Source organism: Ginsengibacter sp. (assembly GCF_057362405.1).
This window is the reverse complement of record NZ_JBMQQG010000067.1, coordinates 48,695-72,700: the sequence shown is the minus strand read 5'-3', so window position 1 is coordinate 72,700 and position 24,006 is coordinate 48,695. Positions and strand designations below refer to the sequence as shown.

The 24,006-nt window shown below is 37.2% G+C and carries 13 protein-coding genes; 10 read left to right on the top strand and 3 right to left on the bottom strand.

Annotated elements, in window-relative coordinates:
* From ACO1O5_RS06170 to ACO1O5_RS06140, 7 genes are all read left to right on the top strand, one after another.
* Nucleotides 1-3,174, top strand: a 3,174-nt coding sequence (locus ACO1O5_RS06170; protein ID WP_486268964.1) for a bifunctional metallophosphoesterase/BamA family protein, incomplete at its 5' end; no start/stop codon positions are given.
* A gap of 3 nt (nucleotides 3,175-3,177) precedes the next feature.
* A complete protein-coding gene (locus ACO1O5_RS06165) occupies nucleotides 3,178-4,419 on the top strand; it encodes a Pycsar system effector family protein (RefSeq protein ID WP_486268963.1) in 1,242 nt (413 codons plus the stop codon).
* 12 nt (nucleotides 4,420-4,431) lie between these two features.
* A complete protein-coding gene (gene ppk1, locus ACO1O5_RS06160; RefSeq protein ID WP_486268962.1) occupies nucleotides 4,432-6,477 on the top strand; it encodes a polyphosphate kinase 1 in 2,046 nt (681 codons plus the stop codon).
* On the top strand, nucleotides 6,474-7,541 hold the full coding sequence (locus ACO1O5_RS06155) for an adenylate/guanylate cyclase domain-containing protein (protein ID WP_486268961.1): 1,068 nt from the start codon (nucleotides 6,474-6,476) through the stop codon (nucleotides 7,539-7,541). The genes ppk1 and ACO1O5_RS06155 overlap by 4 nt, the downstream gene beginning before the upstream one ends.
* Nucleotides 7,542-7,676: 135 nt before the next feature.
* The gene (locus ACO1O5_RS06150; RefSeq protein ID WP_486268960.1) at nucleotides 7,677-12,797 is read left to right on the top strand and encodes a translocation/assembly module TamB domain-containing protein; all 5,121 of its coding nucleotides are present in this window, start codon (nucleotides 7,677-7,679) and stop codon (nucleotides 12,795-12,797) included.
* Nucleotides 12,798-15,107, top strand: a complete 2,310-nt coding sequence (tamL, locus tag ACO1O5_RS06145) for a translocation and assembly module lipoprotein TamL (RefSeq protein WP_486268959.1) — start codon at nucleotides 12,798-12,800, stop codon at nucleotides 15,105-15,107.
* Between the two features lie 25 nt (nucleotides 15,108-15,132).
* A complete protein-coding gene (locus ACO1O5_RS06140; RefSeq protein ID WP_486268958.1) occupies nucleotides 15,133-15,651 on the top strand; it encodes a hypothetical protein in 519 nt (172 codons plus the stop codon).
* A gap of 64 nt (nucleotides 15,652-15,715) precedes the next feature.
* Here ACO1O5_RS06140 and ACO1O5_RS06135 read toward each other — a convergent pair whose 3' ends face one another.
* Both ACO1O5_RS06135 and secDF read right to left on the bottom strand, forming a co-directional pair.
* A complete protein-coding gene (locus tag ACO1O5_RS06135) occupies nucleotides 15,716-16,603 on the bottom strand; it encodes a hypothetical protein (RefSeq protein WP_486268957.1) in 888 nt (295 codons plus the stop codon).
* Nucleotides 16,604-16,755: 152 nt separating this feature from the next.
* Nucleotides 16,756-19,758: a protein translocase subunit SecDF gene (gene secDF / locus ACO1O5_RS06130; RefSeq protein ID WP_486268956.1), complete on the bottom strand. Its 3,003-nt coding sequence runs from the start codon at nucleotides 19,756-19,758 to the stop codon at nucleotides 16,756-16,758.
* A gap of 142 nt (nucleotides 19,759-19,900) precedes the next feature.
* Here secDF and ACO1O5_RS06125 point away from each other — a divergent pair, with 142 nt between their 5' ends.
* On the top strand, nucleotides 19,901-21,244 hold the full coding sequence (locus ACO1O5_RS06125; RefSeq protein WP_486268955.1) for a serine hydrolase: 1,344 nt from the start codon (nucleotides 19,901-19,903) through the stop codon (nucleotides 21,242-21,244).
* A 60-nt stretch (nucleotides 21,245-21,304) separates the two neighbouring features.
* Nucleotides 21,305-22,507 (top strand): pyridoxal phosphate-dependent aminotransferase, encoded by a 1,203-nt coding sequence (locus ACO1O5_RS06120; protein ID WP_486268954.1) that lies wholly within the window; start codon nucleotides 21,305-21,307, stop codon nucleotides 22,505-22,507.
* Between the two features lie 45 nt (nucleotides 22,508-22,552).
* On the opposite strand, the gene coaE is transcribed toward ACO1O5_RS06120, so the two are convergent.
* Complete coding sequence (coaE, locus tag ACO1O5_RS06115; RefSeq protein WP_486268953.1) at nucleotides 22,553-23,158, bottom strand: dephospho-CoA kinase; 606 nt, start codon at nucleotides 23,156-23,158, stop codon at nucleotides 22,553-22,555.
* An 81-nt stretch (nucleotides 23,159-23,239) separates the two neighbouring features.
* On the opposite strand from coaE, the gene ACO1O5_RS06110 reads away from it, so the two are divergent.
* A complete protein-coding gene (locus ACO1O5_RS06110; RefSeq protein WP_486268952.1) occupies nucleotides 23,240-23,995 on the top strand; it encodes a hypothetical protein in 756 nt (251 codons plus the stop codon).
* The last annotated feature ends 11 nt before the right edge of the window (nucleotides 23,996-24,006 follow it).

Below are 24,006 nucleotides of genomic sequence, written 5' to 3'. Positions count from 1 at the left end.
TTCGACAGCCAATGGTTCATAAGAAAACCAGGCGACCGGCCAGGTATTGAATCAGATTGTCCGTACAAAACACCTGAGCAATTTTATAATGAACTTGAAGACATTCTAAACAGGAATGCTAAAAAGCTAATCATCCTCGCAGGCCATCATACTTTGAAGAGTTATGGAATTCATGGCGGATATTTTCGGTTAAAACAGCATATTTTCCCCTTCACAGAAATGAATCCAAAACTGTGGATTCCATTACCCGTTATTGGTTCCCTATACCCCATAGTGAGAGGAATATTTGGCACTCCGGAAGATTTGCACTACCCGGCCTACGCCAATATGATAAACAAGATAGAAGATATTACAAAAGGTCATTCTAATGTGATTTTCGTTGCGGGACATGAACATACGATGCAACTTATTAAAGACTCCAGTCATTATTATATTGTAAGTGGAGCGGGTTCAAAGAGCACAAGAGTTTCTCATAGCAAACAAACAGAGTACGTCGGCCAGTCTTTCGGATTTGCAAACCTCGATATATCAAAGAATAAAAATGTGCATGTCGATTTTTATGCTGTAAACAACGATTCGGTTCATCATAGTTTTTCAAAAAATCTTTTTAATTTTTCATCGATCGAAAAAGAATCAGGCGATTCCTCCAATGTACCCCAATCAGTGCCAATAGTAAAGTTCCAGGATAGTGTGAAAGTTGCAGTTAATAAGCAGTACGCAAAAATTTCATCTTTTCGCGAAATTATTGCAGGCAAAAATTACCGAAAGGAATGGAGCACTCCTGTTCATTTAAAGGTTTTTAGAATTAATCAGCAATATGGGGGATTCAAAATATTAAGTTTTGGAGGAGGTAAACAAACAGAATCATTACGACTGGAGGATACAAATCACCATGAATGGGTATTGAGAACGGTCGATAAAAATCCTACAGGATCAATACCCGAAATATTGAAACCGTACGTGGCCACCAACATTATGAAAGACATGATTACCGCTGAACATCCATATGGAGCACTTATGGTTCCTTTACTTGCGGACGCGGCTAATGTTGAACATGCAGATCCCGAATATTACTTCGTGCCGGACGATCCGGCCCTCGGATTTTACAGGCCAAAATTTGCAAAGAAAATTTGCCTGCTGGAATTTCATGACCCCAATTCTGATGAAACCGAAACAAAAAGTACCGCAAAAGTTATCGATAAATTGGTAGCGGACAGCAAAAATCATGTTGACCAGGAAAATGTATTACGGGCACGCCTACTCGATATGATGATCGGCGACTGGGACAGACATTTTGATCAATGGCGCTTTGGGACCGCCGATACCGGTGTTGGCAAATTGTATTACCCTATTCCACGTGACAGGGACCAGGCCTTTTTTTACTCCGATGGACTTTTTATAAAATCATTAAGCATTGCAGCATTGCCGTACCTGCAGGGTTTTAGAAAACACTATCCCAATATTAAATGGTTCAATTGGGAAGAAAGAAATTTTGACCGTTACTTCATGAACAACCTGGATGAGGCAGCATGGAAAAGAATCATATCTAAATTCCAGGCTAACGAAACCAACGCCGTAATTGCTGAAGCAGTAAAACAATTGCCCCCCGAAATTTATAAGATTGATTCAGCCAAAATATCGGCAAAGCTAAGAAGCAGGCGGGATCTCATTTATAAAAGCGGATTGAAATATTATCACTTCTTATCAAAAGAAGTAAACGTAGTTGGCAGCAATAAAAACGAATATTTTCGAGTCTTTAATTCAGGTGGCGGCCTCGAAGTAAAAGTATATAAACGAAAGCAGGCAACAGATTCAGCAAGTGTTATGTTTGACCGTGTATTTAAACGAAGTTCAACAAAATACATTAACCTGTATGGCCTGAATGGAGATGATCTATTTGATATAGACTCATCGGCAAACAGTAAAATAAGAATAAGAATTATTGGCGGAAAGGGCCGCGACACTTTTGATATTAAAGGTAATGTCAGGAATATAGTTTATGATTATAAGCCCGATAGCAATTACCTTAAAAACGTACACAAAACAAAAAATTCAATATCAACCGACCGCGAAGCAAATTTATATGACATTACAGGTTTCAACTACAATAGCTATCGTTTGCCTCTCATAAATTTTGGCTATGACGAAGAAGATGGACTCAATGCAGGGATGGGATACTCATTAAAAACGTATGCTTTCAGAAAAGATCCTTATTCTACTTTCCAGTCGTTAACCACACTATACAATGTTAACTCAGGCAAATACCAGGTAAATTATAATGGCGAGTTTAATCATGTAATTTCTAATTATGATCTTGTGGGAACGGGTTCTTTATTTAATACAGTTCTCACTAATTATTTCGGATCGGGAAATCAAACCGCAATAGACAAGAACAAGAATTATAACTTTTATAAAGTGAGATATAATTATTTATCCGGGGATCTGCTACTTAGAAAACGGTTCCATAATCTTGCTGAACTAAGTTTTGGGCCTTCCTATTATCATTATTGGAATCATCAGTTGGATAATACCGGTAAAATCCTTTCGCAGCCTTCACTTGCCGGCCTTGATTCCTCGGATATTTATAGTGGTAAAACTTACTTAGGTGGTAAAATTTCCATTATTATCCATAATATAAACAGCGATCTTTTGCCTACAAGAGGTGTTTATTGGAATTCAGAATTCTCTTCTTTATTTGGTATCAATAAAAGCAGCAGGCAAATCACAAAAGTTACAACCGATATGACTGTTTATGCAAGCTTTAAAGATCCAACAAGGCTTGTAACGGTTTTGCGCCTCGGATATGGTCATATTTTTAGCGAACACTATGAATATTTTCAAGCCCTTGGACTTGGGGAAAATAATTATTTAAGAGGATTTAGAAAAAACAGGTTCTCCGGTAAATCTGTATTTTACCAATCCACTGAGTTCAGGTATAAACTTTTTGATTCTAAATCTTATATTGTGCCGGGTGCTGTTGGTTTAATTGCATTTAATGATTTGGGCAGGGTTTGGGTGCCCGGTGAAGTTTCTCATAAGTGGCATGATTCTTTTGGTGGAGGCTTGTACTATTCGCCCTATAATTTTGCTATTGTTTCAGCCACGCTTGCATTTTCGGGAGAAGGCAACCTGTATAATATTTCGATTGGAACAAAATTTAATATAACATTCTAATTTATGGATACCAATAAGCTTTATAAGAAGATTGAAGATTATGTAACCGGCCTTTTTGAGCAAATGCAAACTCCTGAACTGGTGTTTCACAACCTTGGGCACACTCAAGATGTGGTAAAACATACGCAGGAGATTGCGGGTCATTATAAAGTATCAGAAAATGAGATGCTGATCCTCTACACGGCTGCGTGGTTTCATGATACGGGCCACCTATTTACAGAGCCCGCAAAACATGAAGAAATGGGTTGCGAAATAATGAAGAAGTTCATGAGGGAACATATTGACGACGAGAAAACAATTATAGAAATTGAAGCCTGTATCATGGCCACTAAGTTTCCACGAAATCCTAAAAATTTATTAGAGAAAATTATTTGCGATGCAGATACTTATCATCTCGGAACCAAAGATTTTAAGAAGACAAATAAAAATGCATTCGAAGAATACAAACTTCGACTTGGCGGAACGGATAAAATTAAATTTAATGAGGGTACGATCAAGATGCTCGAAGAACATAAGTTTTATACTGATTACGCTAAAGAATTACTTGACAAGGGAAAAAAGAAAAATTTAAAAAAACTAACGTTGAAAGCAATGGAACTTGAAGAGGAGAAGCGGGTTAAACAAGAACCTGTAGTGGGCACCTTAGCTGGTTTAGAAAAAGATAAGAGCGGCTTAATGAGCAAAGGAATTCAAACCATGTTGCGCCTTACTTCAGAAAATCATTTAAAACTAAGCGAATTGGCAGATCATAAGGCCAATATTCTTATATCGGTTAATTCAATTATTATTTCTGTGATATTGAGTGTGCTGCTTCGTAAACTGCAGGAAGATGCTTATTTAACCATACCTACAATAATTTTTTTAATAGTTGCCGTAACAACAATTGTGATATCTATTTTATCAACAAGACCTAATATTAGTGGCGGCGAATTTACTCCTGACGATATAAAACAGAAAAAAACCAATCTATTATTTTTTGGAAATTTCTATAAAGCTACCTATGAACAATACAATGCAGCCATGCGGGAAATGATGCTCGATACGGATTACCTATATGGTTCTCTTATAAAGGATATCTATTACCTCGGTGCTGTGCTTGGCCATAAGTATAAACTCATTCGATTGGCGTATAATATTTTTATGATCGGGATAATTGTATCGGTTCTTGCATTTGCTGTCGCTGCATATCTTAGCCAGGGTACTTCTTCAGGCACATTAATAAACGGCACCGGATCACCGCTTTAAACGTTGGGATGTATGATGTACAACAGGGATCTTAGCTGGCTTGGTTTTAACCTAAGAGTTTTACAGGAGGCGGAAGATCCGGAAGTTCCTCTTTATGAACGCCTGAAATTTTTGTCAATTTTTTCTTCGAACCTGGATGAGTTTTTTCGTGTACGCTATACCGAGATAATCGCCCTTTCTGTTCTTGGTAAAAAAACAAGGAAAGAAATACAGGGCAATGATAATAATATTGCTGAAGAGGTTCAGGACGAAATTAACCGGCAGCTTCATTTTTTTGGCTCAATATTATCTACTCAAATTTTGCCGGCATTAAGGGAAAATAAAATCATCTTTTATTATAATGATACAATTCGTGAAGAGCACCTGCCTGAAATAAGAGAAATTTTTCTTTCTGATATTCTTTCATTCATTCAGCCTATTTACCTCGATGAGAATAAAGGAAAAAAATTTATCCTTGAAAATAACAAACTCTATTTCGTGGTTACCTTGCAGGAAAATGTTGAAGGGCGATTGAAACAGGCAATCGTAAATATTCCATCAGAAAAAACCAAAAGATTTTTTTCTCTCACTCCATTAGATGAATATAATTACGTAATTTTTTTAGATGATATTGTTCGTGAAAATCTTGTCTATCTTTTCCCGGGTTTACATATTATCAGCGTATATAGTATAAAATTAAACCGCGATGCAGAATTACATTTGGAAGATGATTACCGCGGCGACCTGCTCCAAAAAATAGAACAACAACTCCGGAAGAGAGATTTTGGTCCACCTTCGAGGTTCCTTTTTCAGCAGGGAATGCCGACAAATCTCCAACTTCTTTTAGGTGCACTTTTTAATATTACCAACGATGATATGTTTGTTGGTGGCAGGTATCACAATCTTAAGGACCTTACACGTTTCCCGGATTTTGGCAAGGAACTGGTATACAAAAAAAGTAAGCCACTTGTTTCATCGTACGTAATGAACAGTGGTGATATTTTCAATATACTCTTGCAGGAAGACATTTTGCTGCATCTTCCCTATCAATCTTATAACCCTGTGCTTTCATTTTTTAACCAGGCGGCGGTTGATGTAAACGTTACAGATATTTATATCACGCTGTATCGTGTTGCGGAAGAATCTCACATTATTAATGCGCTTATCAGTGCAGCCAAGAATGGAATAAACGTTATTGCTTTTATTGAGCTGAAGGCCAGATTTGATGAAGCAAACAATATTAAATGGAGCCGCATTATGAAAGAGGCGGGGGTAAAAATAATTTATAGTTCCCCGCTGATTAAAGTGCATTCTAAAATTGCGTTGGTAAGAAAAAGAAATAATGGCCGGAAACAATCTTTTGCTGTTTTAAGTACGGGTAATTTCAATGAGGTAACAGCGCAGTATTATACAGATCACGTATTGATGACAACGGATAAAATCATCATAACGGAATTACTACAGCTATTTAAATTCTTACAGGTGCAGCATCCACCAAAAAAAGATAAAAAAATTGAGTTTAAATCACTGCTGGTATCCCGCTTCAATATGAACGAAGAATTAAAAAAGCTTATTGGGAGAGAGATAGCCAAAGCAAAAAAAGGTGAGGATGCGTTGATACGAATAAAAGTAAATAATCTTGAAGAGCCGGGCTTTATTAATGAATTGTATAAAGCAAGTAATGCAGGCGTAAAAATTAATTTAATCATCAGGAGCATTTGTTGCCTGGTGCCGGGAACGCTGGGCGAAAGTGAAAATATAAAAGTAATACGTATTGTGGATCGTTATTTGGAGCATTCAAGAATATTAATTTTCGGAACAAAGGATAACGCAGAAGTTTTAATTGGTTCGGCGGATCTTATGACCAGAAATTTATATTACCGCATTGAAGTGGACGTACGTATTAAGAATGAAAGGTGCAAAAAAGAATTGATAAAATATTTCACTAAACAATGGGACGATAACGATAAGTCGGTGATGTTGCTCCCGGGGTTTAAACAACAAAAAATGATTAATACCGGTTCAGAAAAAATAAATGCACAACAATCGATTTACAATTTTTTAGAAACAAGGCAATGAGCGCCATCAAAAGATTTTTTCATCTATCCAACTTAAATAAGATTCGTTTACGAACGGTAATTTATATCGGCCTGTTCTGGACTGCTATTGACTTTGTGATTGTTCTCTTACGGCAAAATGAACGGCTGCATAACAAAACTTTGTGGCTGAGAGAAGTGGTTATGTTTAGTGTAAGCCTGGTCATGGGATATATTTTTGTATACAAACTCAGAAAAGTTTTAACCCATTTTCCTTTGTGGTTGAATTTTTTAGCAAAGAGTTTCATATTGCTCAGTGCGGCATTCATGCTTACTTTTATAATTCAATTGGCAGACACATTTTTTTTTCAACACCTAAGTGTCGGTGAGGCCTTGCACCAAATACGAACTTACGTCCTCTACAAAAACTGGCTTCTTCTTAAAATAATCTATTGGATGATTGTTTTTTTTATTACTCAACTTATTCTTATTATCAATGAAAAATATTCGCCCGGTGTTTTCCTGGATATTATTGCAGGGCGATATATAACCCCAAAGGTGGAAACCCGTATTGTAATGTTCATAGACCTTAAAGATTCTACCCCAATTGCCGAGAAACTTGGCCATGCTGTTAATTTTGAGTTTATACGGGATTTTATTTACCGTGTATCGCAGGCTGTTATAGAATTTGATGGAACTATTTACCAATATGTCGGTGATGAAGTCGTCTGCTCCTGGAACTTTTCTCCCCGCAATACACGCAAATGCCTTGACACAGTAATACAGGCAAGAAAAAATATTCAAAAGAAAAGCAACTATTTCAAAAATAAATATGACATAGTTCCTGATTTTCGCGTTGGCATTCACATAGGCGAAGTAACGGTTGGTGAAATAGGCGTTATTAAAAAAGACCTTGCTATGAGCGGCGATACTATGAATACAACCGCACGCATTCGCAGTGCATGTACTGAGCTTAAACATCACTTTATCGTTTCAAAAACTTTTGTGGAAAATATTGACCTAAAAAAATGGCAAACTGAAAGCCTCGGGATGGTCGAACTTAAAGGCAAAACAAGCAGTATTGAGCTGTTTTCTTTGAAAATATGAATAGCTGATATTCTGGCAGGAATGTTGGATATAACCTGGTAAGATCTCCGTTTCAAAATTAAATTCCAGAAATCCTATTTAGTATTGGTTTAAATTTTGATGGTCTGATTGTAAATTCTCAGGGTAAAATTATTTATGGAATCAAAAGAGAAGGCTTCCGGTAAGAAGAGGTCATTTATGGCTAAGGCAGGCAGGGTTGCGGCATGGATTATTGCCTCTTTAATTTTCCTGGTCATATTGATTTTAATCCTGATTCAAACTCCCCCGGTTCAAAATTTTGCCCGCAAGAAAATAGTGAGCTATCTCGAAAATAAATTGAAAACGAAAGTTGAAATAGGGAAGCTTTCTGTGAAATTTCCTACGGCAGTTTCGTTACAAAATGTTTTTTTCGAAGATCAGTCAAAAGACACCTTGCTGTATGGAGGCGAGCTGGTCGTAGATTTAAGTATGCTAAAACTTTTAAGAAATGTTATTGAGGTACAGGAAATTTCTTTGAATAATGTTGTTTTAAAAGTGAAGCGTCTCGCACCTGATTCGGTTTTCAATTTTCAGTTTATAACTGATGCTTTTGCCGGCAATTCTTCTTCACCATCGCAAACAAAAGATACTTCCTCCCTAAAACTGAATATCGACAGAATTCTTATAAATAGCACACACATTATTTATAAAGATGATGTCACGGGCAATGATATGGATTTAGCGATTGGACATTTCGATACAAAAATCTCAACATTTGATCCTTCTCATTTAGTATTTGACATTCCGTCGATAAAACTAAAAGGGCTTAAAGGTCATTTCTATCAGTTACAACCATTGCAACAAACAACCGCAACCATCGTTGAACCGGCAACGGTGCAACAGGATAATTATTTGCAGTTCTTCAATAAAGAAATGAATTTTTCTAACATAGATGTTGTTTATAAAAGCATACCGTCAAACATAAATGCATCGTTTGTTATCGGCGATCTAACCATACATCCAAAATCTTTTAATCTTAAAAAAAGTATTTATACACTCAAGGATGCCACGTTGAACAATTCTGATATTGGAATCCGGTTATCGACACAGGCAACAAATCCATCAACAAAGAATACTGCTGGAAGTTCAGCATCAACATCGCCTTTTAAAATTATTTCAGACGAACTAACTATTAACAAGAGCAGCCTGAAGTATGACGATAATTCAGTTGCGCATATCACTAACGGAATGGACTATTCGCACCTGGATTTTACGGATCTTTCGTTAAAAGCTGATAACCTTGAATATAATATTGACACGACTATCGTGTCATTGAAATCTGCCAGTCTCAAAGAACAAAGTGGATTTGTCCTAAACAATCTAACAACCGACTTTACGATGAATCCTTCTGGTGTTTCTATGCAAAATTTATATATTGAAACACCCGGCTCATCGATAAAAAAATCCGCCGCCATAACTTATCCTTCGCTCGATGCCATAAAGAAAGATCCGGGCGTGCTTGGTCTTGATCTCGATTTGCAAAACTCAAAAATGAGTATGAAAGACCTGCTCACTTTTGTTCCTCAACTAAGTCAACAAACTTCATCGCTGTCCGCCGGCGCCGCCTTATATATCGACACAAGAATTACAGGTACCGTAAACAATCTAAATTTCGAAAAACTAATTGTAAAAGGATTGGGTTCTACAGACATTAATGCATCAGGCATCTTAAAAGGCCTCCCCGATGCTAAAAAATTATACGCAGATTTGACCATCAAAACGTTTAAAACATCCGCCAGCGATATCCATTCTCTATTGCCGAAAGGAACCTTGCCTGCTAATATCACTTTACCTGGAAGCCTGGATGCGTCCGGTAAAATAAAAGGCAGCATGGATAATTTAACGACTAACCTTTCTTTGAACTCAAGTCTTGGCTCTGCAACAATAAATGGAATGCTTGTTAATATTACCGATCAAAATAAGGCGCAGTACAATCTCGCACTGCACGCCGGCAACTTACAATTAGGTACTTTATTGCAAAACCCTCAACTCGGCCCACTAACAGGTGTTTTCAAAGTGAATGGCAGTGGTTTAAAACCTGAAATAGCAAATGCAACTTTTAGTGGAGTTGTTCCAGCGGTTACGCTTAACAGTTATAACTACACTAATATTAAGGTTGATGGAAACATTGCAAATAAAATTTATAAAGTAAACGCATCTGTTCACGATCCAAACGTCGTTAGCGAAATTTCAGCGAGTGGCGAATTTTCAGGTAAATTTCCAGGCATACAATTAAAGGCAACTATTGATAGCATAAAAACGCTACCCTTACATCTGTCATCAAATTCAATGACATATCACGGAGATATTGACGGGAATTTTTCAAATACTGACCCGGATAATCTTGCTGGAAATCTACTGATAACTCATTCGATACTGGTGAATAATGGAAAAAGAATCACATTAGATTCTTTAAAAATGACTGCAGATAATAATAACGTCAATCACCTGCTTGAAGTAAAATCAGATTTTATTACCGCATCAATCAAAGGAAAATATAAATTAACACAATTAGCAGATGTGCTTCAGCAATCAATGGATCCTTATTTTTCGATGGAATCAAAGAAAGTCAAGCCAAAAATTGATTCTTACCACTTTACAATAAGCGTCGGAGTTACCGATAATCCTGCATTACACACTTTTCTTCCTTCATTAACGCAACTAAAGCCTGTTTCATTTAATGGATCGTTTGCAAGCGACAGCGGCCTTAGTCTTAACTTAAAATCTCCTTATATAATTTATGCGGGAACTATAGTAAACGATCTAAGCGTTAATGCCAGTACAAAAAATGGTGCCCTCGCTTTTAATGCCTCATTTAAACAAATTAAAAATGGTACGACACTTAACGTCTACGCTACAGCGTTAGACGGAACCCTACAAAACAACAATCTCAATTTTACACTAAATATTAAAGACCAAAAATCAGTTGACAAGTATGTACTCGCAGGTTTACTTTCTGCTCAGCCGTCCGGTAATTACAGCTTTAGTTTAAAGCCGGGCAGTCTTTTATTAAACTATGATAAATGGAACATAAACGATGGAAATTCGATCCAGTATGTTAATAACAGTACACTGGCACATAACTTTATATTGAGCCGGGGCAACCAGCAATTAAGTCTAAACAGTACCACATCAGGAAGTAATAGTCCGTTACAAATTGATTTTAAAAAGTTCAATTTGGCAACTCTTACAGGTTTTGTTGAAAATGACTCCTTATTAGTTAGTGGACTATTGAATGGAAATGCCATTGTAAAAAATTTACAAACTCAGCCAACTTTTACAACAGATCTTACTGTAGAAAATCTAAGTATTTACCAGGATACCATTGGAGACTTTACAGCCAAAGTAAACGATAATATCGCCAACACCTACCATGCCGATATAACACTTAAAAATCGCGGAAATGATGTTAGCATAAACGGAGATTATGTTGTAAAATCAACAAACAGCAGCTATGATTTTATGGTAAATATTGCAGCGCTTCAAATGCATTCAGTTGAAGGATTTACAAAAGGAGGTATCAAAGATGCAAGGGGCTTTATTTATGGAAAGATTGCACTCAATGGGAGTTTGCAGAGTCCAAATATTGATGGAAAAATCAATTTTAATAACACTGCTTTCAACGTAAGTGCATTCAATAACGTATTTAAAATTGACCAGGCGTCAATAGCCATTATCAACAATAAAGGGATTGAGCTTAATAATTTTGTTATAAGAGATACCACTAATAATGCGCTTGCAATTGAGGGTGCCATCAACACTACCGATTTTTTAAATTACAATTTCGATCTTGCGATAAAGGCCAGGGACTTCCAGGCCATTAATTCTACGAACAAAGACAACAAGTTATTTTATGGCAAAATGGTTTTCTCAACTAATTTAACCATCAAAGGAACGCCAACACATCCGGTTATTGACGGCGATTTAACTATAAATAATAAAACTGATTTTACGGTGGTTCTTCCGCAGGAGGATCCCGGTGTGGCTAAACGGGAGGGAATCGTACGCTTTGTTGACTATAGCGCCACGGCAGAAGATTCATTATTAATGGTCCCTTACGATTCTTTAAATGTGGCTCCATTTGCTGGTTATGATGTTTCTGTAAATATAAATGTAACCAAGGAAGCTACTTTTAACATGATTGTTGACGCTGCCAATGGTGATTTTCTAAAACTGAAAGGTACAGGGCAGCTAACGGCAGGCATAGACGCAAGCGGGAAAATAACACTGGTAGGCTCCTACGAAATTGAAGAAGGCTCTTATAACCTTTCATTTAATTTTCTAAAACGCAATTTCATCATTCAAAAAGGAAGCCGCATAGTATGGACGGGAGAACCTACCACTGCACAGATAAGCGTTACTGCTATTTATATTGCTAACACCGCCCCGCTGGATTTAGTTCAGGCGGAAAGTACCAGTGCAGACCAATCAATGTATAAACAAAAGCTACCCTTTGAAGTTCATTTAAATTTGGCGGGAGAACTATTGAAGCCACAGATAACATTCGATATAGTTCTTCCTTCCGATAAAAATTATAACGTTGACAATAGCATTGTTTCAACTGTACAGAATAAGTTAGCCCAGGTACGACAGGATCCGGGGGAAATGAATAAACAGGTTTTTGCGCTTTTGTTATTGAATCGTTTCGTAGGCCAGGATCCTTTTAGTAACAGCGCCGGGGGCGGCCTGAACGCCGGCACCTTTGCTATGCAAAGTGTAAGCCGCCTCTTAACAGAGCAGCTAAATGCACTGACCGAAAATTTAATTGAAGGCGTTGATATAAATTTTGACGTAGCTACAACGCAGGACTACACCACCGGCAATCAGCAAAATCGAACTGACTTGAATGTAGGCATTTCGAAACGACTGCTTAGCGATCGTTTAACCGTAACCGTTGGCAGCGATTTTGAACTCCAGGGGCCACAGCCTGTCACTAACAAGCAACAGAATTTTGCCGGTAACATTTCTATTAATTACAAACTTAGTAAGGATGGTAAATATATGCTGCGTGCCTACCGTAAAAATGACTATACTGATATTATTGACGGATATGTAATTGAAACAGGGATCGGGTTTATTATTTCAGTGGACTTCAATAAATTCAATGAACTTTTTACTACAAGGGAACAACGCAGAAAGAAAAGAGAAATAAGACGGCAAAATAAGGCAGAAAATAAACAGGAAGTCCGCACAAAAGAAGAGGAACAAACAATGACGCTTCCCTCAAAAGCAAATTAGATGATGAATAAGCGACAAAGAAAAATTTCCATACTATTTGCGGTTTTGTTTTTAAACGCATGTAATGTGACCAAATTTGTTCCCAAAGGAGATGCGTTATATACCGGAGCTTCGGTTAAAGTAAAGGACAGCACTATTTCAAAAAAAGCAAAAAATAAAGTCATTGATCTTACGGAGCATCTTCCCCGGCCGGCTCCCAACAGTAAATTCCTGGGCGTTCCTTTTAAACTAATGTTTTATAACCTGGCTGGCGATCCGAAAAAAGCAAAAGGATTTCTCAGGAAGTTCTTTCGGAAGATTGGCCAGCCACCTGTATTATTAAGTAGCGTAGATATTGATTATAATTCGAAAGTGTTGCAAAACTATCTCGAAAATATTGGCTATTTCCATGCGGAAGCGAGTGGTGATACAGTTGTTAAAAGAAAAAGGGCGCATGCCACCTACACGCTTACCCCAGGGCCTGTTTATACCATCAAGAATGTAAAATTTCAGAAGGACAGTTCAGCCCTGGGGAAAGCCATTGAGGATACAAGGGCGAAGTCAATCTTAGTTCCCGAACAACCGTTTAACCTCAGCATTATTAAAAACGAACGGGACCGGATAGACGCAGTTTTAAAAGAGGAGGGTTATTATTATTTCAGCCCGGAATTTTTAATTGTGAATGCTGATAGCAGTATTGGCAATCATAAAGTAAATATGTATTTACAGGTAAAAGAAAAAACCCCCACAATTGCCAAAAAGCCTTATATAATTGATGATGTGTATATCTACCCAAACTATCACCTAAATGGGAAAAGATCCGATACCAGCCATTTAAATGAATCTTTATATGAAGGCTATTATATTGTAGATCCTGCGAAAAAATTCAAACCAAAACTATTTCCGCGTATCATGATGTTCGACTCCGGAGATGTGTATAACCGAACAGCACACAATCTTACTTTAAGCAGGCTCATCAATCTCGACGTTTTTAAATTTGTAAAAAACAGGTTCGAAGATTCTCCAAATAGTGAAGGAGATACCGGCAGGCTGAATACTTATTATTACCTGACACCGTTACCTAAAAAGTCACTAAGAGCTGAAATTTCAGCGAATACAAAATCTAATAATTATGTTGGCTCGTCAGTAACATTTACATTCAAAAACAGGAATATTTTCCGGGGAGCTGAACACCTGAATGTGCATGCTGATGTGGGAAGTGAAGTGCAGTACAGCGGATACCAAAGTGGATACAATGTTTATAGAATCGGTGGAGGAGTAACTTTTGTGATTCCAAAATTCGTTGTGCCCTTTTTTAAATTCAATACAACCAATGCATTTGTACCCAATAGTAAAATTGACCTAAGCTATGACTTACTGAACCGATCCAAATTGTATACACTGAGCTCCTTCAATGCCCTGTTAGGATACTCTTGGAAACCAAATATTAAAGTTGAGCAGGACCTGGATCCTTTTGCCATCAATTATGTCCGTGCTTTAAATATTACTCAAAAATATCGTGACAGCATTAAACTTAACCCCATATTAAAGCACGCGGTGGATACGCAATTTATAGTAGGCTCCAGTTATTCATACACATTTGATCCGTTAGTGAATGATCCATACGGAAGCGGATTTTACTTTAATGGACTGGCCGATCTTTCAGGCAATCTCTCGGGCGCTCTAATAAAACCTGATGCAACGGATGGCAAAAAAAGAATTTTTGGAGCACCTATCTCTCAGTATATAAAAACCCAGTTAGAAGGACGATACTATTATGCGTTTAGCACAAAAACGCGATTAGCAAATCGCATTATTTTTGGTTTCGGTTACCCTTACGGAAATTCAACTCAACTGCCTTTTATAAAACAATTTTTTATAGGAGGAAATAATAGTATAAGAGCTTTTCGAAGTCGTTCAATAGGGCCTGGTACGTACAGGGCTCCCGATGCAGACAGTGTTTCATTTTATCCTGATGAATCGGGTGATATAAAACTTGAAATGAACTCGGAGCTTCGTCTTAAAATTAATAACATTTTGGAAGGTGCATTTTTTGTTGATGCAGGAAATATTTGGTTGTTCAATAAAGATACCAGCCGGATTGGCGCCGGGTTTAGTAAAGATTTTTTAAATCAGTTAGCAGTTGGTGCAGGCATAGGCTTAAGATTCAACCTAACGATCTTGCTGCTGAGATTAGACCTGGCAACTCCATTAAGAAAGCCGTGGCTGTCTCCCGGACAGAGATGGGTTATTAATCAAATTGATTTTGCAAACAAGAAATGGAGAAGGCAGAATCTTGTTTTAAATTTAGCAATAGGCTATCCTTTCTAAAAAAAATAGCTATATATTTAACAGCATGAAACCTGCATTGCAAATTTTCTTAGCCGTTGCAATCACAGCCATCTTCAGTTGTAACTCCGGAAATAACGAGAAAAGTGAATCGCCTGAAGTTGTAACAACGGATACTGTTTATGATTATTCTGATTCTTTCGACACGGATTCACTTCTTCATGTTAAAAATGAAACTTTATTATGGCATGCCGACGATAGTAACGGTTTAAGAATGCGAAAACCAATTGAACCGGGAATTGATACCATGTCAGTGCAAACCATGGTTCAATTAATAAACAATAATTACGACTCTATCGATATTGAATATGTAAAAATATCGCACGATACTATTTATGTTCACATACCCAACAGTGAAATGCTTACGGAAAGAATCGGCAGCACTGGCGCTGAAATGTTTATGGCATCTGCAACATATTCGCTAACCGAATTGAAAGGTATCCGGTATGTGAATTTTGATTTTGTTGAAGGTGCACATGCGGCGCCGGGTGTTTATGACAGAAGTTATTTTAACAACGTAGAGTAAGGACTCCATAACGTCAATAATTTCCATGCCTCATTCATATTTGTAAAAATCACAAATAAATTCACTATTTCTCGTAGAAGACTATGTTGTTATCTTTTAGAAATTTCTTAATGATATCTACATGCACACAATGCCCAACATGAAGGAAAGGCTGATTGGTGACTTTTATAGTACGTCCATTTGCTTTGTGTTCAAAATTTTTCATATCGAATCCCAAATGCAGGTGATTGGTGCCCGATTGCATTCCGCAGACAATACCATCCTGGTCAAACAAAGGTCCACCGCTTTGTCGTCTTAAACCGGGAGTGCTTAATTCAATTCCTGAAATTTCATTGTCATGCATGATGTGTCTTGTCAACATTCCTTCAATAGGAAATCTCGGCGTTTCAGCTTTGCCGGTAGTAGTCCACTCAATATCATCTGCTATAGTATTATATTGAAAGTTGGTAAATTCCGGAAAAGGAAATCCAAGCCTGCAAAGGAATTTACCTTGTTTCAGCGTAGAAGAATCTTTTGCAAATTTTGCATGAGATTGATATAAAGGGTTTTTAAAATTTTCAAAAATCAAAATAGATACATCGTATTTCGGGTGATTAATCCATCGATAATTAATAGTTGGTTCGCCGGTAACACCAACAAAAATTTCTTTCAGTTGAATGATAGTATCTTCCTTGTAATTATACTCTTCTTCCAAAGCCTTTATTCTTTGGTTATACTTATTATTCTTTCCCACCTGGCTTTTTGCCTGTAGAAATTTTTGATACTTATCATTAATTGACTGCCTGTTTCCGATTAAATCAACAATATGTTTACAAGTAATAGCACATCCATGTTCATTTACAAAAAACAAAGTAGCAGCACCCGGGTTAACAAAAGTCTCACCATAATTTCTCGCGATTGTGTGTATAGGCCTGGTGAATTGTGCTACTTCTTCTATAGCGTTTACGAACATTGCTGAGTAGTTATTTTAATTAATTAAATGAGTCCTTTCTTACCAAAGTAACTGTATTATGTATTCGTTTCAAAATACCTGCTGGCTTAAGCCCAACAAAAAAGCCTGTCAGTAATTAGCTAACAGGCTCTGACTATTTTTATAAAAGATTATTATTTCGCTTTAGCCAATTTTGCAGCGTCTACTTTCTTTTGTTTTTCAGTTGCATGATCCGCTTCGCCTAATGGCCTGTCTTTTGCAAAATCAACCAGTATAGGAGCAGCAACAAAAATGGATGAGTAGGTACCCGTAATAACACCAATCAACATTGCGAATGCAAATCCCCTTGTAACTTCTCCGCCAAAAATAAACAGGATAAGCAAGGTAAGAAATACAGTAGCCGATGTCATAATAGTTCGGCTTAAGGTATCATTAACGGCACGGTTGATAATCGTAGGTTTATCAGCGCCTTTCATGTGGCGGCTATATTCCCTGATCCTGTCGAATACGATAACAGTATCATTCATCGAGAAACCTATGACCGTAAGTATCGCCGCAATAAAGTGCTGGTCAATTTCTAACGGGAAAGGCACGATATTCTTGAAAAATGAAAATACGGCGAGCGCTACAAATACGTCGTGCAACAAGGCAATGATTGTGCCCATTGAATATCTCCAATCGCGGAAACGAATAAAGATGTACAGTATAATCGCAATCAATGCAAATAAGGTAGCCTTAATTGCCCCATTTCTTAATTCTTTCGAAATTACGGGCTGCACAACCTGCGAACCTTGTATATCATTCTTTACAAATTGCTGGTAAGTAAGACCCGGAGATAATTTTGATTTTAACCCCAGGAATAATCGGCTAAGAACGGCACTGTCTGCATTTTCTTCCCCTATTTTATAAGAAGTGGTAATACTTAAATGCCTGTTATCTCCAACGGTTTTTATTTCCGGATAGTCCCCTTCAAAGGCATCACGAAGGCTATTAGTAACATCACTATTCTTAACATCATGAGGAAATTCAACCGTATAACTTCTGCCTCCTTTAAATTCAACACCTTGTTTAAATCCGTTAAAGAACGAACCAACACCAAGAATTAAAACTACAACCGAAAGCATGTATGCATACTTCCTGTATTCAATAAATTTAAAGCTTGCGTGCTTAAAAATCTTTTTAGAAATACCTGTAAAATATTGGAAATGCCTCTTCTTATTCATCCACACATCTGTCACCAATCTTGATAATAATATACCGCAGAAAAGTGATAGAGAAATACCAAGCATTTGTGTGGTGGCAAATCCTTTTACCGGCCCTAAACCAAAATAAAAAAGTATTGCTGCAGTTAAAAATGTAGTGACGTGAGCGTCAATTACAGGAGCAAGTGAACGCCTGTATCCATCATTAACTGCTTGTTGATAATTCTTACCCCTCGTAAGTTCTTCTTTAATTCTTTCAAAAATAATTACGTTAGTATCTACCGCCATACCAATAGTAAGAACAAGGCCTGCAATACCTGCCGCAGTAAGCGAAGCGCCCAAAGCACTTAGCACACCGATGGTAAATAATAAGTTTAATATTAAAGCGATGTTAGCTACCCATCCTGCCGTATTGTAATAGACCAACATCAAAATAAAAATCACTAAAAAAGAAATGGCGAATGCTTTTGCCCCACCTTGCACCGCTTCTTTTCCAAGAGTTGGGCCAACAATTTGTTCGGAAACGATTTTTGCAGGCGCATCTATCTTACCAATTTTTAAAATGTTAGCAAGATCCTGCGCTTCCTGTACACTAAAATTTCCGCTGATCTCTGAGTTGCCACCCTCAATAGGACTGATTACATTTGGTGCACTATATACTACATCATCCAATACAATGGCGATAGGCTTGTTCACATTGTCGGTCGTCATCTTTGCCCAAGTGCGTGTACCCGTTGGCGTCATCTGCATTTTAATAGCTGGTCTTCCGTGCTCATCATAATCCGCAGACGCATCTTCTACACCTTCTCCTTCGAGCTTTGCTTTATCAGAGCCGGGTATAGTTTTAATCGCATACAACTGAAAATATCTCCGTCCCGTTTTTTCGTCTTTCTCTTCAAGGCCATATAAAAATTTAAGGTTTGCAGGAAAATTATTTTTTACAACATCGAGGTTAAGATATTCATTAACCTTTGCTGTATCCTTTTCTTCAATAGTTGCAATTTGTGGAGAATACTGAGGCTTTCCGGTTTTATCCTGTTGTGGCCCTATAAAATGAATAACATCTGCCAGCGGATGATCGTTAGCATTTAGTTTTGAAGTGTCGGTTTTGTTTGCGGTAGTATCATTTGCGTTTTTAGTAGTATCCGATTTTGTACCATTTAAATACTGCGCCAATGCTTTATCTGCATTTTCGATACTATTTTTTAATTCATCAATATTATATACTTCCCAAAATTGTAAATGCGCCGAAGCCTGCAGCAGTTTTCTAACCCTGGTAGCGTCCTGCACACCGGGAAGTTCAACTGTGATAATTCCTTTGTTTACCTCAAGATTAGTAGAGGTTTGAGCAACACCAAACTGATCAACACGATTTGATAAAATTTTATAAGTTTGATTAATAGCATTTTTTGAAATAGTCTCCAATTGATCCAGCACCTGCTGATCATTATCACCTATCTTAATCGTTTTGCCAACTCCTGCAAATAATGATGAAAGATTAGCAGAAGGATTCTGTTGTTTGAAAACCTGCCCGAATAAAGAGATATAATCAAGATCGCTTTTAGCTTTTTGCGCATTTGCTCCATTCAAAGCATTTAAAAGCTGCGGGTCTTTAGGATTGTTACTTAATGATTTAATAACTCCTTCCAAATCTACATTTAGGGTAACGTTCATTCCACCCTGCAGATCCAGGCCAAGGTTTAACTCATTCTCTTTGCATTTCAAATAGGAGGTACCAAATACAGGGTAAATTTTAGCGTCTTTTGCACTATCAAGCATTCTTGTTAATTGGTGCGTAACCAGGTCATCTCTTTCATCGGCGCTAATACCGGGATGGGTCATTTTTACAATTTTCTCAGCTTTCTGCTTAACCTTTGCCTCGTAACTATTAACAACCCAGGTAAAAGAAAGCTGGTAAATAGAGATGAGAATAAGCGTAATGGCAAAAAACCACACCAATCCTTTCAGTTTCATATCTTAATTTTTAGAAGTTTGCAAAGATAGGGTTTTGAAGTTAAAACATCCCATGATTTTACATGAAGCCGGAAGGATTTTCAAAATACAAGAACCATTCTTAATATGTGAATTTATTTACTTTTGAAAGAACTCATTTAACATGGAAATAAAGGGTCGACTGCTAGCTATAATGATGCTGATTTTACTGTGTGCCTGTGGTTCGTCAAAAAAAATTCAGAGCCCTGGTCCGACAAAAGTGATTGATTCTGTTTCGACAAAAATAAATGACACAAGTGTGAATAAAACAATTCCACCAAAAGACAATTCCAAAACCGATTCATTTTTGGTGAATCTTTTGAAAGCATATCCTCAATTATTTGACAGTGCTTTAGCTAATAAAAAAGCATGGAATGTGCAAATAATATATACTGAAATCAACCGCGATAAAGATAACATACCTTCCTTTAAAGACTACTGTTTCAATGTCGACTCTTCAAAATACTTTTATCCTGCTTCGACAGTTAAACTTCCCGTTGCGTTGCTTGCTTTGCAAAGGTTGAATGAACTAAAGAATACAGGAATTACAAGAAACACCACAATGGTTACGGAAGCTGCTTATAGTGGGCAAACCGCTACGTTCAACGATCCCCAAACAGTTGATGGAAGACCAACTATAGAAAACTATATAAAAAGAATTTTCCTGGTTAGTGATAATGAAGCATTTAATCGTCTGTATGAATTTTTAGAACAACACTACATTAATGAACAACTTCACAATAAAGGATATGAAGATGCACAAATTCTACACCGGCTCGACATTTTTTTATCGGAAGATGAAAACAGGCGTACCAACCCGGTAAAATTTCTGGATAGCAATAATAATATATTATACAGCCAGCCTCTAACTTATAACACTGATGTGTATGAAGAAAGGCACGACTCATTAGGTCAGGCTTATTATAGCAATGGTGAACTTATTCCCGGACCAATGAATTTTTCAAAAAAGAATAGATTAAGCCTCGAAGATCTCCATCAAATATTAAGAAATGTTATTTTTCCGTGCTGTGTCCCCGCAAAACAACAGTTTAACCTCACAAAAGACGACTATGACTTTGTGCGTCAATATATGTCCCAATATCCCTCGGAAACAGTTTATCCTTCTTACGATACTGTTCCTGATGCTTATGTAAAATTTTTATTGTATGGTTCGCGCCAAGAGCCATTGCCAAAAACGGTGAGAATTTTCAACAAAGTGGGCGATGCATATGGGCAACTCGTTGACGTGGCCTACATCGCAGACTTTGAACGAAATATAGAATTCTTTTTATCGGCAGCCATCAATTGCAATACCAATGGTATCTTGAATGATGATAAATATGAATATGATACTATCGGTTTTCCATTTATGAAAAATCTTGGACAGATAATTTACAACCATGAACTAAAAAGAAAAAGGATCAGGCAACCCGACCTTTCTTCTTTCAAAATAATTTATGATAAATAATGATTTGCTTTGCAAAATAGCAAACTCTTATTTTTGCAAAAATTTTTTAAAAAATAAATCATGCAACTTTCTTCGAACTTATTAAGATTTAATGAACCTGAAACACTGAAAATGGCTAAGCTCGGCCGGGAATTGAGAGCGCAAGGAATTGATGTGGTAGACCTGAGTGTAGGAGAACCCGATTTTAATACACCTGATCACATTAAAGAGGCTGCTAAAAAAGCTATAGATGAAAACTGGAGTCATTATACCCCTGTTCCCGGGTATCTTGAACTTAGAGAAGCTATCTGCAGAAAACTACTTCGTGATAACAATCTTACTTATACACCGCAACAAATTGTGGTAAGTACCGGAGCTAAGCAAAGTATTGCCAACGTTATGCTCAGCATCCTCGACGATGAAGATGAAATTATTATACCCACTCCTTATTGGGTTTCTTATTCGGAAATTGCAAGATTTGGACGGGGGAAAGTTGTATTTATACATACGTCCATGGATACGGGCTTTAAGCTAACAGCCGAACAATTGGAAGCCTCGATAACACCTAAAACAAAATTATTTATTTTCTCGTCGCCATGTAACCCTACCGGTGCCGTATATACGAAAGATGAATTGGAGGCGCTTGCCAATGTTTTTAGAAAATACCCGTCAATATCTATCATAAGTGACGAGATTTATGAATACATTGATTATGCTTATGATGGCGGTGGTGGACACCAAAGCATCGCACAGTTTGATGATTTGAAAAACCGCATCATAATCGTAAATGGATTGAGCAAAGGTTTTGCAATGACGGGATGGAGATTAGGATATATTGCTGCTCCTGCTGAAATAGCAAAAGCCTGCGAAAAGATACAAGGACAATTCACAAGTGGCACCAACTCCATTGCCCAGCGGGCTGCTATCACCGCATTGGATTCTCCTTTAGCGTCAACTTACGAAATGGTAAAGGAATTCAAATTGCGTAAGCAACGTGTAATGGAGCTATTAAAAGACATACCTGGCATAAAATATACGGAGCCCGATGGAGCCTTTTATATTTTCCCTGAAGTGAAAAGTTATTATGGCAAGAAGGCGGGTAGCGAGGTGATCAATAATGCCAGCGATCTTTGTATGTATCTTTTAAACACTGCGCATGTATCAACCGTTAGTGGTGATGCGTTTGGTGAACCTTCCTGCATAAGAATTTCTTTTGCAAATAACATGAAGAATATAGAAGAAGGATTAAAAAGAATTAAGAAGGGACTTGAGCAAATAGCTTAGTTCTATTCAATAAATTTTCTAACCCGTGTTTGAAAGCAACACGGGTTATTTTTTTTTCGCAAGTTTCAGGAAAGTTTCGTGTAAAGCTAGTACCTGCGGTATAAGCATTTGATGTTCGTCATTTAATATTACGTAGTCGCATAAACGCATCTTTTCGTCTTCATCCATTTGCCTGTCTATGCGTGCATGCACCTGAGCTGCCGAAATATTATCACGAACCATAGCTCTTTTTATTCTAAGTTCCGCCGGGGATTTTACACCGATAACGTAGTCAAGATCTTTATTAGAACCGCTTTCAAAAATTAATGCGGCTTCTTTAATTACATACGAACTTGTTTGCATTTGCATCCATTTCGCCGCATCAATAATAGTAGCAGGATGCACCAGGGAATTTAGCAGTTTTGTTTTCTCAGGATCCTTAAAAACAATATCCGATAGGTATTTGCGATTAAGCACACCATTTGTATAACTTTCTTCCCCAAAAGCGCTTTTGATTTTCTTCTTTAATTCACCGTCTTCATTCATTAGTCTTTTGGAAGCTGCATCAGCAAAATACACAGGAATACCAATTACTTCAAAAATTTGAGCAACGGTACTTTTACCGCTTCCGATTCCACCGGTTAATCCAATTTTTATCATTTTATATATCATAAAAATAACAATTTATTCCAGTGTCGGAATTGCTCTATAAAAACCATTATTCGTTATCTTTACTACTCAAAAGAAAATTTCATGCTTAAAACACTCGCCTCAGTACTATTAGCAACGATTATTTCTCCTGCATTTTCTCAGAACGGCGCTGCAATAACGAGGCCTTCAGGAGCAACAAACGGGATCTTGTCTGAGCATTTGAATCCTGCCGGCATGGCAAATATTTTGGCTGATCCTTTCAAAGGGCAAAATTTTAAGATTAGCGATAATACAACCGATGTTGAGGGAAATCCATTCTTGTTTGAAGACTGGAAAAAGGGAGAAGTTACATTAAAAAACGGGGAAAAATATCCGATAGAAAAAATTAACCTTGATGCATCGCGGGGCCAGTTTGTTTATGTCGTAAATGATTCTCTTTATGAATTTTCAAATAATATAAGAGTTGTAAGAATTTATGGCGAAAATCATAGTACTGACCCAACTTCAGATATGATTTTTAGAACCGATATAAATCCCGATGCCGCAAATTTCGTCCAGGTTCTTACCAAAGGGAAATTAACTATCTTTTGTGAATACACTAAAAAACCTGAAGGCGAGAATTATTCCAATGGCATTGTCAAAAACACAAGAAAATACGTACTACATCCTAATTATTTTTCTATAATCGATGGCCATTCAGTGCCCATTAAATTAGGCTCATCCGCTCTCGCGGACTTAACTGCCGATAAAAAAGATGAGGTTATTGCTTTCGTAAAAACGAACCACCTTAAGGTAAAAAATGAGCCTGATTTTTTGAAAGCAGTTGGCTACTATAATGAAATAAATTCCGCTAATTAAGATTATTCCCA

Coding starts and splice junctions, on each gene's coding strand:
- ACO1O5_RS06165 (WP_486268963.1), top strand. CDS start 3,178: ATGGATACCAATAAGCTTTATAAGAAGATTGAAGATTATGTAACCGGC.
- ppk1 (WP_486268962.1), top strand. CDS start 4,432: ATGATGTACAACAGGGATCTTAGCTGGCTTGGTTTTAACCTAAGAGTT.
- ACO1O5_RS06155 (WP_486268961.1), top strand. CDS start 6,474: ATGAGCGCCATCAAAAGATTTTTTCATCTATCCAACTTAAATAAGATT.
- ACO1O5_RS06150 (WP_486268960.1), top strand. CDS start 7,677: ATGGAATCAAAAGAGAAGGCTTCCGGTAAGAAGAGGTCATTTATGGCT.
- tamL (WP_486268959.1), top strand. CDS start 12,798: ATGATGAATAAGCGACAAAGAAAAATTTCCATACTATTTGCGGTTTTG.
- ACO1O5_RS06140 (WP_486268958.1), top strand. CDS start 15,133: ATGAAACCTGCATTGCAAATTTTCTTAGCCGTTGCAATCACAGCCATC.
- ACO1O5_RS06135 (WP_486268957.1), bottom strand. CDS start 16,603: ATGTTCGTAAACGCTATAGAAGAAGTAGCACAATTCACCAGGCCTATA.
- secDF (WP_486268956.1), bottom strand. CDS start 19,758: ATGAAACTGAAAGGATTGGTGTGGTTTTTTGCCATTACGCTTATTCTC.
- ACO1O5_RS06125 (WP_486268955.1), top strand. CDS start 19,901: ATGGAAATAAAGGGTCGACTGCTAGCTATAATGATGCTGATTTTACTG.
- ACO1O5_RS06120 (WP_486268954.1), top strand. CDS start 21,305: ATGCAACTTTCTTCGAACTTATTAAGATTTAATGAACCTGAAACACTG.
- coaE (WP_486268953.1), bottom strand. CDS start 23,158: ATGATATATAAAATGATAAAAATTGGATTAACCGGTGGAATCGGAAGC.
- ACO1O5_RS06110 (WP_486268952.1), top strand. CDS start 23,240: ATGCTTAAAACACTCGCCTCAGTACTATTAGCAACGATTATTTCTCCT.